Here is a 16788-nt window from a genome sequence, read left to right as displayed (position 1 = left end):
GCGGCCGTGGTACCCACCCTGTACGGGCGGATTCAGACCCGCATCGTGCTGACGATCGTCGTCGGCGGCCTGTGGACGCTGATCATCACCCCGTTCCTGCCGACCGGTGAGCCGCTCGGTCCCTCCTACCGGATGACCTTCGCCATCCTGCTCACCGTGCTGGTGCTCGGTATCGTCTGGGAGTTCATCTACCACGGGCTGCAGCAGTTCCGGTGGGAGAAGGACTGGCCGACCTTCTTCGGCTTCCTCACCATGATCAACGAGGGTCTGCTGGTGTGGATCCTGCTCAAGGCGGGCGTGGTGCCCGGCGTCGGCGACGTCCCGCTGTCGGTCTTCCTGATCCAGTTCATCACCACCTGGCTGGTCATCTTCCTGGTGGTCAACGGGCCGGTGCAGATCTTCTTCTCGCGCTGGCGCTTCCGGGGAGGCCGGTTCTGGTGATCAGCTTCGACGAGATCCACGGCGAGGTCCTGCCGGCCGGCGACGGACCGTCCCATCTGGTGGCCCGCGTGCCCGGCGTGGTCACCGTGATCCGTCGGGACGCCGCGGGCGGCGAGGCGGCGGCCGCCGAACTGCTGGAGTTGATCCGGCAGGCCGCGGCCGAAGCGGCGCCGGCCCCCGGCCGCGACCTGGCCCGCCGGCTCACCGAATGGGTGGTGCGAACCCGCGCGGTGCCCGGCTTCGGCACCATCGCCGCCACCGACGACGGCATCGCGGTCTTCCTGCACGGTGACGTCACCGTGGCCGAGCTGCCCGCGCCGGGCACCGCCGGCGCACCCGCGGCCGAGCCGTTGCACCTGTCCGGCCGGACGGCGGCATTCACCGTCGACCGGCTGCTGCCGCGACCGGCCGGCCCGATCGTGCTGACCGCGGGCGACCCGGACCGGCGACCGGCCGACCCGTCGATCGGTATGCCCGGCTGGTCCGGGCTGGTCCAGGGCCTGGTCCCGGGCGTCGGGATCGTGCTGGGGGCGCCGGCCGCCACCCCTGCGGCCGCACCGGCCCCCGGCCGGCATGCCTCCCGGTCGGTGCCGGCGCCGACCGCCGAACCCGAGGCCACCCAGGAGCAGCCGGCCGCCCGCCCGAGCCGGGAGCCGACCGCCGAGCATCCGGTTCCGGACCGGGCCGCCGAGCCGGAGCCGGTGCCGGTGGCCGAGCCCCCGCGGCCGCCGTTGCCCCGGGCCGATGCCCGCAAGTTCGTCAGCACGCCGCTGGGCCCCCCGGCCACTCCTCCAGCCCCGCCCAGCCCACCCCCGAGCAGCCCACCGCCCAGCAGCCCACCTCCTAGTAGCCCGCCGCCCAGCCCGCCCAGCTCGGCGCCCAGTTCGCCGCCGCCGGCCCCGCCCAGCGACGAACCGGTCAAGTTGCGACCACCGCGGCTCTCCGAGCAGATCTTCGGTGCCCACCAGCACGAGACACCGCGGCCGCCGCTGCCGGTGCCGGGCGCCGGCGGGACGGCCAAACCGGCCCCGCCCCGACCCGGTGCCGCCGGCCCCGCCCACGTGCTGGTCAAGGGGTTCCGCTGTTCCCGCAACCACCACAACGACCCGCGGGTCTCGTTCTGCTCGGTCTGCGGGATCCGGATGGACCAACGCACCGGGATCCTGGTGGACGGCCGGCGACCTCCGCTGGGCCTTCTCGTCCTGGACATCGGATCGACGTTCGTACTGGACGACAACTACCTGCTGGGCCGCAATCCCGAGGTCGACGAGGCGGTGATCTCCAGCCAGCTGCGGCCGATCCGGCTGGACGACGACAGCGGCACGCTGTCCCGGGTGCACGCGGAGATCCGGTTGGAGGGCTGGGACGTGCTGCTGCTCGATCGCGGCTCGGCCAACGGCACCCATGTGGCCGCGCCCGGCCAGTCCGGCTGGAACCGGCTCGCCCCGCACCGGCCGATCGTGCTCACCCCGGGCACCCACGTACGGATCGGCCGCCGGGTGTTCACCTTCGAATCCGCGCACGCCCGGCTCTGAGCCCGACCGGATCGGACCCGACCGGTACCAGCCAATCTCCAACCGGGGCTGACCGACCCGGGTCAGCCTGCGCTCAGGGGGACTCGGCGAGCTTGGCCAGCTGATCGGTCAGCTCGCTCTCCCGGTCGTCCAGCCCGGCGTGGATCCGCACGACCGTCCCGGTCCCCCGGGTGTCCCGCAGCTCCGCGGCGAACGCCCCGCCGCCGGCCAGCAGCACCAGACCCGCGGCCATCGCCTCGTCGGTGCCGTCAACCAGCTGGGCGGCCAGACCACCGGTCCGCAGCGGCGCCAGCGCGCTCCAGACCCGTCGCGCGGCGCGACCGCCGTCCGGCACGGCCACGTGCAGCGGGCCGGCCAGCCGGGTTGCCGCGGCCGAGCCGAGCACGACGGCCACCCGGCCGTCGGCGCCACCGTCGGCGACCACACCCACCGATCCGCCCGGCGCCACCGGCCGCTCCCCCACCTGCGCGATGGCCAGGGTGAACGCCGGATCCTGCGGGCGGCCCGACCCGGTCGAGGCGGCGAACGTGTCCGTCACCAGCACCACGTCGGCCTGCGCACTGGCCGCCTGAGCGAGCAGATCGGCCCAGGGATCGGTGGAGAACCGGGTCAGCACGCTCGAGTGCACGCCCTGCTCGCGCAGCTCCCGGGCCAGCCCGTTCAGTTCGTCCACGGTGCTGGCCATCCGGGCCAGGTCGGGCACCAGCGGGGCACCGACCTCCAGCGGGGCCGTCGTCGGCCGGATCAGCAGCCGGGTCAGCACCAGTTGGGCCGGCCGGCCCCGGCCCAGCATGGCCGCGCCGACCTGGGCCAGCTCCCGGGCCCGGGCCGGGTCGTCGATCAGCACCAACACCCGGTACGAGTCGGTGACTCCCAGGGCGGCCCGTTCGGCCTCGGCGATGTCGCGGTGCATGACCCGGTCCGAGTAGACCAGTTTGAGCAGCGGTCCGGTCATCGCGGTGGTGATCAGGGCCATCAGCACCATCAAGGTGAACAGCTCGCCGTCCAGGACGCCCAGCTGCTTGCCCACGTTGAGGATGACCAGTTCGGTCAGGCCCCGGGTGTTCATCAGCAGCCCGAGCGCGGTGGCCTGGCGGGGGCGGACCTTCATCGCCCGGGCCCCGGCGTAGGCGCCGACGAACTTCCCGCCGATGGCCACCAGCAGGATCAACGCGAGCTGCCAGAGACCGCCGCCGGTCAGCCCGAGGATGTTCGTGGACAGCCCGGTGACCACGAAGAACAGCGGCAGCAGCAGCAGGACGCTGACCTGCTCCAGCCGCTCCAGGATCTCCCTGGTCAGATCCGCGGCACCCTGGCGGGGCATCACGGCGCCGAACACGAAGGCCCCGAAGATGGCGTGGATGCCGATGATCTCGGTGACGAACGCGGACGCCAGCACCCCGATGAGCACCACCGACAGGATGTCCGGGGTGAGCCGGCCGGCCCGCTGGTACCACTCGTTCAGACGCTTGAGCAGGGGCCGGACCAGGCCGAACATGATGGCGGCGAAGATCGCGGTCAGGATGACGATGCGCAGCACGTCCAGCGGGCCGTTGCCCTGCACGACGGCGACCACGAACGCCAGCAGGGTCCAGGCGATGATGTCGTCCACCGCCGCGCAGGCCAGCGCGAGCACCCCGATCGGGGTGCGGTGCATGCCCCGGTCGGTCAGGATCCGGGCCAGCACCGGGAACGCGGTGATCGACATGGCCACGCCCATGAACAGGGCCAACGCCAGCGGGGCCACCGGCCCGGTCGCGGTCTCGTCGTGGAACGGGAACAGCACCAGCGACAGCCCCGCACCGAGTGCGAACGGCAGCGCCACCGAGGCCGCCGAGATCGTGCCGGCCACCTTCTCGCGTCCGCGGATGAGCAGCATGTCCAGCTCGAGGCCGACGATGAACATGAACAGCACCAGGCCCAGCTGGGCCAGGATGTTCAGGTACGGCAGCACCTCGGGCGGGAAAAGGGTCGCCTCCAGCTCTCCCGGCAGCAGCCCCAGCAGGCTGGGCCCCATCGCGATGCCGGCCACGATCTCGCCGACCACCGGCGGCTGGCCGATCTTGATCGCGAGCCGGCCGAAGAGCCGGGCCACCACCATGATGATCGCGATGTCGATGAACACCAGGGCAGCAATATGCATGCGAGATTCCCGAGATGTCAGGCGAGCGTTGGTCCGGACGGGCGACGAGGCGTCGTCACCGAGTGTGAGGCACGCAGCGGGCTGACCGATACATGCGACAGCGATCTTCCACCATCCGTGTGGCCGACTTGCCCGATATGCTCGCCGGAGTGCGCGCCGCATCGTCGGCCGCGGACCAGCCCCGATCACTGCCGGACGTGCGCCGGCCGGGAGGACGACAGGAGTCCGACGTGGTGCTTCAGGACACCCCCGCGCAGGCCGTTCCGGTGCTCGCCGATTTCCGGGTCATCCGCCTGATCGGTGAGGGCAACCACGGCCGGTTCTACCTGGCCCAGCCGCCGGCCCGACTGGGCATCGACGACGAGTACGTCGCGGTCAAGGTCTTTGCTGGCCAGTGCAGCGAGGACGCCTACCGGCGCGGCACCCGGGAGCTGCGGGCCTTCGCCGCGGTCGCCTCGCCGTACCTGGCCCGGGTGTACGACGCCGTGCTGGAGGACAACTTCATGTACGCCATGGAGTACTTCCCGTTGGGGTCGCTGTCCGCGCCGGCCCGCCCGCTCACCCGGGACGAGGTGCTGCGGGCCGTCGAGCACGCCGCCCGCGCGGTGCACGACCTGCACGAGGCCGGCATGGCCCACGGCGACGTCAAGCCGGGCAACGTGATGGTGCACGACGGCGGCGGCAAGCTGTCCGACCTGGGTCTGGCCCGGGTGTTCAACGCGGGCGCCGCGCTGACCGGGATGGCTCCGGAGACCTCGGTGGAGTACCTGGATCCGTCACTGCTGCTGGGCGAGCCGCCGTCCCGGGCGACCGACATTTGGGCCCTGGGGGCCACCCTGCACCGGGCCCTGTCCGGCGCCGGCCTGTACGGCGAGCTGCCCGAGCATCAGCCGCTGCTGGCGATCCGGCGAGTGCAGAGCTCCGCGCCGACCGTGCATCCCTCGCTCACCCCGGCCGAAGCCGAACTCGTGCTGAGCTGCCTGGCCCCGCTGGACACCCGGCCCGCCACCGCAGCGGAGGTGGCGGACCGGATCGCGGCGCTGCGGTCGGCCTGAGCGCCGGTCCCGGCGGGCCCCTGATCAGAACGGGGCCGGGTGCCACCACTCATCAAGCAGGTCCAGCGTGGTGTGCCCGTCCCACTCCGCGTAGACGATGTAGTCCGCAAACTTCGGGTCGTTGAAGGTAGTCACCAAGTAGGACGGGTTGGTGGTGCTGTCCGCCGATCCGTAGCGCATCCCGGCGTTGTCGTCGTCCTCCCGGGTCCACTTGGTCTGCTCCGGTGAGTCGCCGAAGCTGGCCTGGATGTAGGTGTCCAGCGCATCGGTGCTGGGGAAATGCATCACCCAGAAGACGACGCCCTGACTGTCGGTGCAGTTGATGATGCCGTCGGCGTTGCTGCCGAAGTTGTCGCTGGCGCTGGTGCAGGTGGCGTCCTCGTAACCCTTCTCGGCCGGCGTCTGGGGGATCAGGCGGTCGAAGTCCGCGGCCACATTGGTCAGCGCGCCCCAGCCCTTGTTCTCCACGGTGACCACGACGGGCCCCGCCGCCGGGGACGTCTGCCGGGCGGCATTGGTGGCGGTCACGACATAGCTGTAGTTGCCGGGCAGCGCCCGCGGGTCGACCCAGGAGGTGCTGACGCCGGTGTAGACCGTCTGACCATTGCGGGCCACGGTGTAGCCGGTGGCTCCGGCGGTGGGCGACCAGCTCACCGTGATGTCCCGCTGGTCGTCGGCCTTGGCCGCGAGGTTGGCCGGGGCGGCAATCCCACCCCCTCCCCCGCCGCCGCCGAGCACGATCGCGGCGGTGATGCCGCCGGCGATCACCAGCACGGCGGCCAGCCCGATCAGGATCCACTTCTTGGCCCCGCTCGGGCGGGCGGCGGTCTGGGTCGGCCCGGTCAGCGAGACCGGCCCGGTCTGATAGCCCTGGTGCGGCCCGGACGGGTAGGCCCCGCCCGGCGGGTAGGCGCCGGTGGGTCCGGTCGGGTGATAGCCGCCGACCGGGCCGCGGGCGTTGACCTCGGTGGGCCGGACCGCGCCGGCGCCCAGTGGCGGGATGTTGCCGGTCGGGGTCCACGCCCCGGGCACTCGCTGCGGCCCGGTGTTGAGCTGGCGGACCTGCCAGCCCGCATGCCGCTCCAACAGGACGACCAGGTCGTCGAGCGCCTTCGGGTGCTGCGAGCCCTCCCGTTCGTACCCGACCGTGCGGGTGACGTCGTGGTTCCTGACGGTGATCTCCTGGAACACATCGCCCGGGACGACCAGAACCTGGCGCAGACGCGGCGGTAGGTCGAAGAACCGAACTTCCTCCAACAGCAGCCGCTCGACCTCGATCCGGTCCTGCGCGGGCAGACCGCTGGTGTTGATCGGACCCAGTTCGGCGACCGTGCCCTGCACGCGGTCGATCCGGCGCACCCCCACCGTGTACGGCGGCCGCGGGGTCGTCAGCGACCGATCCTCCACCGCGGCGACCGCCGCGGCCGCCACCGCAGGCACCGCGACGTCCTGGGCGGTGTGCTCGGGGTTGGGCTTGGGATTCGGGTTGGCCTCGGCCGGTATCACCGCCACCTCGGCGCGGGTCGGGGTGGACAGCGCGGGATCGGCGGCGACCAGCGCGGCCCGGGCGGCCAGACTCAGCTCGCGGCAGCTGTTGTACCGCTCGTCCGGGTTCTTGGCCATCGCCTTGGCCACCACGGCGTTCAGGCCGGGCGGCAGCCACGGGACCGTGTCCGTGACCTTCGGGATCGGGTTCTTCAGGTGGGCCGTCATCGTCGCGAACGGCGAGTTCTCCGGGTAGGGCACCGACCCGGTGAGCAGCTCGTAGAGCACGCAGCCCAAGGCGTAGATGTCGACCCGGTGGTCCAGGTGCCGGGCCTCGATCTGCTCCGGCGAGGCGTAGGCCAGGGTGGCCAGCAGGTTGCCGGTGCCGGTGAGGTGCTGCACCTCCTCGGTGGTCGACTTGGCGATGCCGAAGTCGGTGAGCAGTACGTGCTCGGGCTCGCTGGGGTCGTCCGGCGCGGCCAGCAGGATGTTCGCCGGCTTGACGTCGCGGTGCAGCAGGCCGGCCCGGTGCGCATAGTCCAGCCCGGCACCGACCTCGCTGATGATGTGCACGACCCGGTGCGGGGTCATCGACCCGTCGCCGGCCCGGGCGGCCACCGAGGCGTCGACGCCGGCCACGTACTGCATCGAGATCCACAGCTGACCGTCGACCGATCCCCGGTCGTAGACGGCCACGATGTTGCGATGCACCAGGCCGGCCGCCAGGTCGGCCTCCCGCTCGAACCGGGTGCGGAAGTTCGGGTCGTTGGAGAAGGCGGGGTTGAGCAGCTTGAGCGCGTCACGGCGCGGCAGCCGGGGGTGCTTGGCCAGATAGACCGCACCCATCCCGCCGGTGCCCAGCACCGACTCGATCGTGTATCCGGCGAACTGTTCGCCCGCGTTCAGGACCACCGTGCGTCCCCTATTCCACCAGTGCTGATCGACAACTGTAGCCAGGCTTGCGCCGTTGACGTGACCGCTCGTGTCGACGTCACCCGGTAAGCCATCCGAAGGAGTGAAGGCTCGGCCGAGTGATACCCCGGGTGCCGTGGATGTGACGGTCATGACGAGCAGACGGGACTCAGAGCAGGGTCGGTTGCTCCACCGGCTCGGTCAATTGCGCCACCTGGGCGATCAGTCCGGGGTCATCGTTGGCGACGTTGCCCACCTGGGGACCCACCGGGCGCCGTTCGATCGCCGCGACCAGCTCGTCCGGGGGTGGGCCGAGCATCGGGGCCGGATCGACCCGCGGGTCCAGCCAGGCCGCCCACTCCGAGGCCGGCAGGACCAGCGGCATCCGTTCGTGGATCTCCCGCATCGCGCCCACGGCGGGGGCGGTGATGATCGTCATGGACACCACGCCCTGACCGGACTCGGCCCCGGCCGGCCGCCAGTACTCCCACAACCCGGCGAAGGCCATCACGCTGCCGTCTTGCGGCGTGAGGTAGTAAGCCTGCTTGACCGGCCGCCGGCGACCCCGGACGGTCTCGTCGCCGAGCACCCGCCACTCGTAATACCCGCTGGCCGGGATCAGGCAGCGCCGCTTGATCAGCGCGGTCCGGAACGCCGCCTTCGCACCGAGCGATTCGACGCGGGCGTTGAACATCCGGTTGCCGACCGAGAGATCCTTGGCCCACGAGGGCACCAGGCCCCAGCGCATCGGTTCGATCTGCCGGGCGGCGTCCTCCGGGGCGACCCGTGGCTCCAGCCGCACCACCGGCACGGTCAGGGTCGGGGCGATGTTGTACCGGGGACGGACCGGATCACCCCCGTACAGGCCCGAGGCGCCTCCGGCGTGCTCGTCCGGCTCGGCGTCGAAGGTGCCGTACAGGGCCTCCGGTTCCATCGTCAACGCGTAACGGCCACACATGAGGCCATCGTGCCACCGGGGTCCGACGGTGCCCCCGGGGTCGCCGGCCGGCTCGTAAGCTCGCCGGGTGTCCCGCTGCACCGTCCACCCGGCCACCGCCGACGACCTCGATCCGGAGGAGGTGCTCGAGCTCTACCGGTCCGTGGGGTGGACCGGCTACACGGACCGGCCGGCGGTGCTGGCAGCCGCCCTGGCCGGCAGCACGCACCTGGTCGTGGCCCGCACGGGCGACGGGGTGCTCGCCGGCCTGGCCCGGGTGGTCTCGGACCGGGCCACCATCGCCTACCTCCAGGACGTGCTGGTCCACCCGGACCAGCAGCGCCGCGGCCTCGGCGCGGCCCTGATCACGGCGGCGTTAGCGCCCTTCACCGGCGTCCGCCAGCAGGTGCTGCTGACCGACGACGAACCCGGCTCACGGGCCTTCTACACCGCCCTCGGGTGGGCCGAGGTCGGCGCCGACGAGCCACGGCTGCGGGCCTACGTCCGGATCGTCGACTGACGCCCGAGAGGGGCTCAACCGATCCGGTAGACCAAGGCGACCGTGCCCAGGTCGGTCCGGGCCACCGTCTGCAGGGTCAGCGTCCGCGGGTCGGGCAGCTCACCGAACAGCCGCTTACCAGTGCCCATCAGCAGCGGGTGCACGAACAGCCGCAGCTCGTCGACCAGCCCGGCGGCCAGCAGGGTGCGGGCCAGGTGGCCGCTGCCGAGCACGGTGATGTCGCCCTCGCCCTGGGCCTTGAGCTCTCGCACGGCGGGCACCGGGTCGCCGGTCAGGATCGTGGTGCCGGCCCAGTTCACCTCGGTCAGCTGGTTGGACACCACGTACTTGGGGCTGTGGTTCATGCTCGCCGCGATCGGGTTGTCGTCGCCCTGGTGCGGCCAGAAGTCGGCCATCTTCAGATAGGTGCGCCGCCCGAACAGGTACCCGGTGGTCCGGCCCAGCCCGCCGGGGTCGACCACCTGACCGAGCGCGGGAGCGTACGGGGTGCCCCAGCCGCCGTGGGTGAAGCCGCCGTCGGTGTCCTCCCCGGGCGATCCCAGCCCCTGCATGACGCCGTCGACGGTGAGGAACTCGACCAGTGCCAGTGTTCTCATGACCGGCAGACTGCGCGGCCGGCCCGGACTCATCGCGCGCCCGGGTGGCCGGCCGCTCGTCATCCGGCGTCGGCCAGCATCCGCCAGATCCGGTCCCGGGAGAACGGCGTCTGGGTCGGCCGCACCCCGACCGCCCGGCGGATCGCGTTGCCGATCGCCGCGGCCACCGGGTTGTAGGGGCTCTCGCTCATCGACTTCGCCCCGAACGGGCCGAGTTCGTCGTGGGTGTCGGCGAAGTAGACCTCGGTGTCGGGGATGTCGGCCATCTGCGGCATCCGGTACACCCGGAAGGCCGGGGTCAGCACGGACCCGTCCGCGCCGATCAGCACCTCCTCGAACAACGCCGAGCCGATGGCCTGGGCGACCCCGCCCTCCACCTGACCGCGGCACTGCTGCGGGTTGAGCACGGTGCCGGCGTCGGCGGCCTGCACCGACTGCAGGATCTGGACCTCGCCGGTGCGCACGTCGACGGCGACCCGGACGGCGTGCACGTTGAACGCCAGGGACCGCCGCTCGCCGTGCTCCTGCGCGCGGGCGGACAGGCCCGGCCCGACGAGTGCGGCGAAGGCCACCAGGTCTCCGTCCAGGCAGACCCCGTCCCGCCGCAGATCCGGCGGGTCGCCGGCGGACCGCCCGGCCGGCCGGCGGGCCAGGGCCGCGGCCAGCAACTGCTCGCGCAGCGCGGTGACGGCGGCCAGCACCGCCCGGCCGGCCACGGTCGTGCCGGCCGAGGCGAAGGCCCCGGTGTCGTACTCGGCGCCGTCGGTGTCGGAGTTGGTCAGCTCGATCCGGTCGGCCGTGGTCCCCAGCACGGTGCAGGCGATCTGGGTGTGCACGGTGCTGGTGCCGTTGCCGAATTCGCTGGTACCCACGCCGATCCGGTACCGGCCGTGGGCGTCGACCGCGGCGGTGACGGTCGAATGGTGCCCGCGCGGGGCCATGGTGGCGATCATGGCCGCGGCCATCCCCTCCCCCACCCGCCAGTGATCGCCCTCGGGCGCGGCGACCACATCGCCGCGGCGCAGGGCCGTCTGGGCCAGGTCCAGGCACTGGTCCAGGCCGTAGCTGCCCCAGACCAGATCGGGTTCGGGCTCCTCGTGGACCACCAGCAGCGGATCGCCGGCCCGGACCGCATTGCGCCGGCGCAGTTCGAACGGGTCGATGCCCAGGGTGAGCGCGAGCTCGTCCATGGCCGACTCCACGCCCAGGATCACCTGACCCAGCCCGTACCCGCGAAATGCTCCCGAGGGCACCGTGTTGGTGTACACCGCCTGTGCGTCCACCCGTTTGACCGGGCACCAGTACAGGCTGATCGACTCCGCGCAGCCGTGGAACAGCACCCCGATCGAATGGTTGCCGTACGCGCCGGCGTCGGCCAGCACGTCCACCTTCATGGCGGTCAGCGTCCCGTCCGGGTCGGCCCCGAGGCTGACCGCGACCCGCATCGGATGGCGCACGGTGGCCCGGACGAACTCCTCGGCCCGGGTCATTTCGTAGGCGACCGGGCGGCCGGTGCGCAGCACGGCCAGCGCGACCAGGTCCTCGGTGAGGATCTCCTGCTTGCCGCCGAACCCGCCGCCGACCCGCTTGGTCAGCACCCGGATCCGGTCCGTGGGCCGGTCGAGCAGCCGGGCCAGCTCGTCCCGGACCAGGAACGGCACCTGGGAGCTGGTCCGGATGACCAGCCGGCCGTCCGGATCGAGCCAGCCGATGCTGCCGTGGGTCTCCAGCTGCCCGTGACTGACCCGCTGGGTCTGCCAGCTGCCGGAGACGACGACGGCCGCGGCGGCCAACGCGTCGTCGACCGAATCGCCGATGCCGTCGTGGATCCGGGCCACCACGTTGCGGCCGGCGTCGGCGACCCGGTCGGCCGCGCCGAGTTCCGGGTGCAGCACGGGGGCCCCGGGGGCGGTGGCCGCGACCGGGTCGATCACGGCCGGCAGCACGTCGTATTCGACCTGGATGAGCCGGCTGGCCCGATCCGCGGCGACCGCGTCGGTGGCCACCACGGCGGCGACCCGCTGCCCGACGAACCGCACCACGTCGTCCAGGATCCGGGTGTCGTCGGGGTCCTCGAGCCGGTTCTCGTGGCGGGCGGTGGAGAACCGGGTGCGCGGCACGTCGTGATGGGTGAGCACCAGCTCGACCCCGGGCACGGCCAGCGCCTCGGCCACCTCGATCGAGACGATCCGGGCGTGCGCGTGCGGCGAGCCGAGCACCCGCAGCACCAGGGTCGAGGACTGGTCCAGATCGAAGGTATAGGGCTCGGTTCCGGTCACCACCCGGTGGGCCGCGGGCGGGTGCGCGGATGTGCCCACCACGCTCCCGGTGTCGGCCCGCGCCGCGCCCGGCCCCGACCGGATCGCGTCCCGAATGGCCCGGTAGCCGGTGCAGCGGCACAGGTTCCCCTTCATCGCCCGCGGGAGATCCGCCAGCTCCTCCGGTTCCAGGGCGGAGGCGGTGACGATCATCCCGGCGGTGCAGAAACCGCACTGGAAGCCGAAGTGGTCCACGAAGGACCGCTGCAGCGGGTGCAGGTCGGACGGGGTGCCCAGGCCGGTGACGGTGGTGACCGCGCGACCCTCGATCCGGCGGGCGGGAGAGATACAGGAGTGCACCGGCTGCCCGTCGACCAGCACCGAACAGGCGCCGCAGTCGCCGGAGTCGCAGCCCTTCTTCACCCCGAACTCGCCCAGCTCGCGCAACAGGGTGCGCAGGCACTGACCGGGTCCCGGTTCGCCGTCCACGTCCCGCCCGTTGACCGAGAACCTCATCTGCGCAACTCCTGTCGGATCTCGTCGAGCAGCACTCCGCTGACCTGCCGGCGCCAGTCGGCCGGGCCGAGCGGATCGGTGTAGTACGCATCCACGGCGGCGACGTCGGCGGCCAGCTGATCCGCCGACGGGTGGCCCGGGTACCGCAGCACCACCGGGCGCAGGGTCGCCGCGGTGATCACCAGGGTCAGCGCCCCGTCCGGGTCCGCCCGTCCGGTCACCACCGCCCCGGACCGGCCGAGGGTGGCCAGGGCGATCTGCCGGAACGCGGTCCGCCCGGCCAGCGCCGCCCCGGGCAGGTCGACCGCCCGCAGCACCTCCCCCGGCCGCAGCGTGTTCGTGCCGTTGCCGGTGATCATCTCCGCGACCCGGATCCGGTAGGACCCGCCGTCCGGCGTCCAGATCTCGGCGACCCCGTCCAGCGTGACCGCGAGCGAGACCATGGCCGCCGCGGCGAACGAGCGGCAGATGTTGCCGCCGACGGTGGCCATCCGCCAGACCTTGACCGAGGCGAGCAACGCCGTCGCGCACTGGAGGAAGAACGGCCGGGCCGCGGCGAGCTCGGCGATCGTGCAGGTGGCGCCGACCCGCAGCCCGCCGCCGGGCAACGGTTCCAACGGGGCCCACCCCATTGCGGTCAGATCGACCAGCCCGGTGACCTCCGGCTGCGGTTCGGAATAGAGCCAGGTCCCGCCGCCCAGGAAGACCTCGCCGGGCGCGAGGGCCAGGTCGGCGCGGCAGGTGGCGGCGCGATAGCCGGCGACGGAGGTCAGGTCCACGACGGCGAGCCCATCCCACCGGCATGACCGGCCGGTAACACCCGTGCGACGGGCGCAGAATGATCACGATGAGGCTGACCGACCTGCTCGCCGCGCCGGAGCTGGGCATTCGCGCGCTGCACGGCGACGCGCAGGATCTGGCCCGCCCGCTGGGCTGGATCTACACCACCGACCTGCCCGACCCCAGCCGCTACCTCACCCCCGGCCAGACCCTGATGACCGGAATGATGTGGCGCACCGGTCCGGGGGACAGCGATCCGTTCGTCCGGCGGCTGGTGGAATCCGGGGCAGCCGCGCTCATCGTCGGTGAGGCACTGTTCGATTTCGTCCCCGAGGACGTGGTCGCCGCCTGCCGCCGGTGGAGCCTGCCACTGCTGGCGGTGCCGGCCTCCGTCTCCTTCGCCCAGGTCACCGAGTTCGTGGCCGGGCAGCAGGCGCAGCGGCGGCTGGGCCGGCTGACCGACGGGTTGATCCGGCAACGGCAACTGCTGGCCGAGATGGCCGCCGGGCAGACCCTGGACGAGCTGGTCCGGCGGATCGCCCGGGAGACCGGCCTGAGCTGCCGGGTGCTGACCTCGACCGGCCGGCAGATCGCCTCGTCCACCGCGCCGTTGGCCGAGCCGGACGTGGATCTGCTGGTCGGGCAGGCGCTGGCCGCGCAACGGTTCCCGACCCGGGTCAGCACCGCAACCGGTTCGGGCACCGCCTTCCTGGTCGGCCCGGCGTCCCAGCACCGGGCGCTGGCCTGGTTCGTGATCGCCGACCTGCCCGGCAACCGGCCGGCCGACCGGCCCGAGCCCGGGGAGGACCCGGACACCGTCGATCCGTTCAACGAGCTGGCCGCGATCGCGGCCCTGGAACGACGGCGGACCGAAGAGCCCATCCGGGCGCGCCGGGAACTCACCGATCAGGTCATCACCCTGCTGGACGAGGACGCCGAGCGCCCGGAGATCCCGATCCTGCTGCGCCAACTGGGCCTGGACCTGACCCGGCCGACCGTGGCCGTGGTGGCCCAGGCGATCGGCTCGACCACGCCGCTGGGCCTGGTCGGCAGCCTGCTCGGGGAGGCGGTCAGTCATCTGTCCACTCCGGTGGTCGGGTCCGATGCGCAGGGCCTGGCGGTCGCGCTGGTGTCCATGCCGGGGGCCGGGCCGGACAGCGACCAGGAGAACCCGGCCGGGACCGCCGGATCGATCGCCGCCGACACCGTCCGCCGGGCCCTGCTCCGGCTCGGACCGGCGCTGCCCGGGATCCGGCTGGACGTCGGCGTCAGCCGGCCCACCGAACCGGCCGGGCTGGCCGGGGCCCTACGAGCCGCCCGCTACGCCCGGTTGCTGGCCTCCGGCCGGCCCGGTGATCCGGCCGACCGAGGCGTCCGGGTGGCCTCGGGCGACCGGGCCACCTCGGCGATCATGTTGCTGTCCGCGGTGCCGGACCGGCTGCGCCGGTCGTTCGCGACCGCCGTCCTGCAGGACGTCGTCGAGTACGACCGGCGCACCGGCGCGGACCTGGTGGTCACGCTGCGCGCGTTCCTGGACGCCAACGGCTCGTGGAGCCGGACCGCGCAGCGCCTGCATCTGCACCTGAACACCGTGCGGTACCGGATCGCCCGGGTCGAGGAGCTGACCGGACGGGACCTGAGCCGCATGGACGACCGGGCCGATGTCTACCTGGCGTTACACCTGCTCTGAGCGGGTCACCCCGGCCCGGGCCGCGGCGATCGGGTTGGCGTCGGCCACCAGCTCGTCGAACCGGCTGTTGGCGATCTTGGCGATCTCCACCAGGTTCGCCGCCCGCTCGACTCCGGCCGAGTTGGCCATCCGGTCCCAGCCGGCGTTGAGCACCCGCTCGTACCGGTCGACCTCCTTGGCGCAGATCACCAGCGGGAAGCCGAACTTGGCCCGATAGGCGCGCGCCATCTTCAGGATGTCCGCATGCTCCTGCTCGTCCATGCCGATGACACCGGCGGCGTGATCGGCCAGGTAGGCGGTCCCGGCCTCCTCGCTGCCCAGGTCGTGGAACGAGTTCATCAAGGCCAGTTGCTCCGCCGGGCTGCCGGTGAGCAGGGCGTCGTGGAAGGCCGCCCGCAACTCCAGCGTGTCGCCCGAACGGCCGCTCGATCCACGCCCGCTCGGCCGGCCAGCTCACGCCCTCGGTCAGGAACGAGAACGTCTCGACGAACTTGTCCTGGTCCATCCCGTTGACCTCGTCCAGGGTGACCAGGTCGTGGCCGGGCCGCCCCGCGACGCCCGGACCGTGCCCGCCCGGGATGTGGAAGAAGACGATGTTGAGCACGATGGCGCACAGGGCGCCCAGGGTGATGCCGGACCCGAAGATGATCTGCGCCCATTCGGGGAAGGCGAACGCGATGTACGGCTGCGCGGTCACCATCATGCCCAGCCCCACGCTGGTGCCGACGATGACGATGTTGCGGTGGTCGTTGAAGTCCACCTTCTGCAGGGTCTGGATGCCGACCACGGCGACGGCCGCGAACATGGCCAGCGCGGCCCCGCCCAGCACCGGGTGCGGGATGCCGGCGACGATCGCCGCCGCCTTGGGCAGCGAGCCCAGGACGATCATGATGACGCCGGCCGAGCAGACCACCCAGCGGCTCTTGACCTGGGTCAGCCGGACCAGGCCGACGTTCTCGGCGAAGCAGGTGTACGGGAACGAGTTCAGGACGCCGCCCAGGGTGGTGGACACGCCGTCGGCCCGCAGCGCCCGGGCGATGTCCTCCTTGACGATCCGCTTGCCGACGATCTCGCCGGTCGCGTAGACGTCGCCGGTGGTCTCCACCGCGGTGATCAGCATGACCACGACCATGGACAGGATCGCGGTGATGCTGAAGGTGGGCCAGCCGAAGTAGAACGGCGAGGTGTAGCCGAACCAGGAGGAATCGGTCACCGCATCGAAGTGGGCGTCACCCAGGCCCCAGGCCACCAGCGTGCCGATGACCAGGCCGAGCAGCACCGCGATGGTGCCCAGGAACCCGCGGAAGATGCGCTGGATGGCCACGATCAGGAACAGGGTGCCCATGGCGTAGGCGATGTTCTTGAGCAGCACCGGATCCTGCATGGCCATCGTGGTCTGACCGTTCACGATGTCGTTGGCGGCGACCGGCAGCAACGCGATGCCGATGATCAGGATGACCGAACCGGTCACCACCGGCGGGAAGTACCGCAGCAGCTTGGCGAAGTACGGGGCCGCGAAGAAGGTCAGCAGACCGGCCACGATGACCGCGCCGTAGATGGCCAGCAGGCCCTGCGTACCGCCGCCGACGGCCAGCCCGATGGCGATCATCGGGCTCACCGCGGTGAACGTGACGCCCTGCAGCAGCGGCAGTTTCACCCCGATCTTCCAGAATCCGACGGACTGGATGATCGAGGCGATGCCGCAGGTGAACAGGTCGGCGTTGATCAGGTGGATGAGCTGCTCGCTGGACAGGCCGAGCGCGTTGGCCACCAGGATGGGCACCAGCACGGCGCCGGCGTAGAAGGCGAGCACGTGCTGAAACCCGTAGGCGGCCAGCTTCGGGACGGGCAGGACCTCGTCGACCGGGTGGACGCGCTTGGCCGGCGTCGGGGTGGGAGCGGTTGTCGTCATGGATGTCC

At 72.1% G+C, this 16788-nt stretch carries 11 protein-coding genes and 1 pseudogene; 5 read left to right on the top strand and 7 right to left on the bottom strand.

What is annotated here, in order from left to right; translation table 11 throughout:
- Window positions 1-6 precede the first annotated feature (6 nt).
- Both NAMU_RS06980 and NAMU_RS31370 read left to right on the top strand, forming a co-directional pair.
- On the top strand, window positions 7-441 hold the full coding sequence (locus tag NAMU_RS06980; RefSeq protein ID WP_015746706.1) for a hypothetical protein: 435 nt from the start codon (window positions 7-9) through the stop codon (window positions 439-441).
- Window positions 438-1976 (top strand): FHA domain-containing protein, encoded by a 1539-nt coding sequence (locus NAMU_RS31370; RefSeq protein ID WP_015746705.1) that lies wholly within the window; start codon window positions 438-440, stop codon window positions 1974-1976. Before NAMU_RS06980 ends, NAMU_RS31370 begins: the two co-directional genes overlap by 4 nt.
- A 73-nt stretch (window positions 1977-2049) precedes the next feature.
- On the opposite strand, the gene NAMU_RS06970 is transcribed toward NAMU_RS31370, so the two are convergent.
- Complete coding sequence (locus NAMU_RS06970) at window positions 2050-4119, bottom strand: cation:proton antiporter (protein ID WP_015746704.1); 2070 nt, start codon at window positions 4117-4119, stop codon at window positions 2050-2052.
- A gap of 230 nt (window positions 4120-4349) precedes the next feature.
- Here NAMU_RS06970 and NAMU_RS06965 point away from each other — a divergent pair, with 230 nt between their 5' ends.
- The gene (locus NAMU_RS06965; protein WP_015746703.1) at window positions 4350-5174 is read left to right on the top strand and encodes a serine/threonine-protein kinase; all 825 of its coding nucleotides are present in this window, start codon (window positions 4350-4352) and stop codon (window positions 5172-5174) included.
- Between the two features lie 24 nt (window positions 5175-5198).
- Here the strand turns inward: NAMU_RS06965 and NAMU_RS28840 are convergent, their stop codons facing one another.
- Together NAMU_RS28840 and NAMU_RS06955 are read right to left on the bottom strand one after the other, a co-directional pair.
- Window positions 5199-7571, bottom strand: a complete 2373-nt coding sequence (locus tag NAMU_RS28840) for a serine/threonine-protein kinase (RefSeq protein WP_015746702.1) — start codon at window positions 7569-7571, stop codon at window positions 5199-5201.
- A 169-nt stretch (window positions 7572-7740) separates the two neighbouring features.
- Window positions 7741-8529: an SOS response-associated peptidase gene (locus NAMU_RS06955; RefSeq protein ID WP_015746701.1), complete on the bottom strand. Its 789-nt coding sequence runs from the start codon at window positions 8527-8529 to the stop codon at window positions 7741-7743.
- A 67-nt stretch (window positions 8530-8596) separates the two neighbouring features.
- Between NAMU_RS06955 and NAMU_RS06950 the strand changes: the two genes are divergently transcribed.
- On the top strand, window positions 8597-9028 hold the full coding sequence (locus tag NAMU_RS06950; protein WP_015746700.1) for a GNAT family N-acetyltransferase: 432 nt from the start codon (window positions 8597-8599) through the stop codon (window positions 9026-9028).
- Window positions 9029-9042: 14 nt separating this feature from the next.
- On the opposite strand, the gene NAMU_RS06945 is transcribed toward NAMU_RS06950, so the two are convergent.
- The 3 genes from NAMU_RS06945 to NAMU_RS06935 are packed head-to-tail and all read right to left on the bottom strand — an operon-like array spanning window position 9043 to window position 13177.
- Window positions 9043-9624 (bottom strand): dihydrofolate reductase family protein, encoded by a 582-nt coding sequence (locus NAMU_RS06945; RefSeq protein WP_138179992.1) that lies wholly within the window; start codon window positions 9622-9624, stop codon window positions 9043-9045.
- 59 nt (window positions 9625-9683) lie between these two features.
- Window positions 9684-12398, bottom strand: coding sequence for a molybdopterin-dependent oxidoreductase (locus NAMU_RS06940; protein WP_015746698.1), 2715 nt, complete (start codon window positions 12396-12398; stop codon window positions 9684-9686).
- Complete coding sequence (locus NAMU_RS06935; protein ID WP_015746697.1) at window positions 12395-13177, bottom strand: FAD binding domain-containing protein; 783 nt, start codon at window positions 13175-13177, stop codon at window positions 12395-12397. The genes NAMU_RS06940 and NAMU_RS06935 overlap by 4 nt, the downstream gene beginning before the upstream one ends.
- A 68-nt stretch (window positions 13178-13245) precedes the next feature.
- Between NAMU_RS06935 and NAMU_RS06930 the strand changes: the two genes are divergently transcribed.
- Window positions 13246-14868 carry a PucR family transcriptional regulator gene (locus NAMU_RS06930; RefSeq protein WP_169312473.1) on the top strand — a complete coding sequence of 541 codons (1623 nt, stop codon included), beginning with the start codon at window positions 13246-13248 and terminating at the stop codon, window positions 14866-14868.
- On the opposite strand, the pseudogene NAMU_RS30855 reads toward NAMU_RS06930, so the two are convergent.
- A pseudogene (locus tag NAMU_RS30855) lies at window positions 14854-16780 on the bottom strand (solute carrier family 23 protein). The gene NAMU_RS06930 and the pseudogene NAMU_RS30855 sit on opposite strands and share 15 nt — an antisense overlap.
- Between the last annotated feature and the right edge of the window lie 8 nt (window positions 16781-16788).

It is taken from the genome of Nakamurella multipartita DSM 44233 (assembly GCF_000024365.1).
Classification (GTDB): Bacteria; Actinomycetota; Actinomycetes; order Mycobacteriales; family Nakamurellaceae; genus Nakamurella; species Nakamurella multipartita.
The sequence above is the reverse complement of the archived record's forward strand: the minus strand, read 5'-3'. Positions and strand labels throughout refer to the sequence as shown.

Coding starts and splice junctions, on each gene's coding strand:
- NAMU_RS06940 (WP_015746698.1), bottom strand. CDS start 12,398: ATGAGGTTCTCGGTCAACGGGCGGGACGTGGACGGCGAACCGGGACCC.
- NAMU_RS06930 (WP_169312473.1), top strand. CDS start 13,246: ATGAGGCTGACCGACCTGCTCGCCGCGCCGGAGCTGGGCATTCGCGCG.
- NAMU_RS06970 (WP_015746704.1), bottom strand. CDS start 4,119: ATGCATATTGCTGCCCTGGTGTTCATCGACATCGCGATCATCATGGTG.
- NAMU_RS06945 (WP_138179992.1), bottom strand. CDS start 9,624: ATGAGAACACTGGCACTGGTCGAGTTCCTCACCGTCGACGGCGTCATG.
- NAMU_RS06955 (WP_015746701.1), bottom strand. CDS start 8,529: ATGTGTGGCCGTTACGCGTTGACGATGGAACCGGAGGCCCTGTACGGC.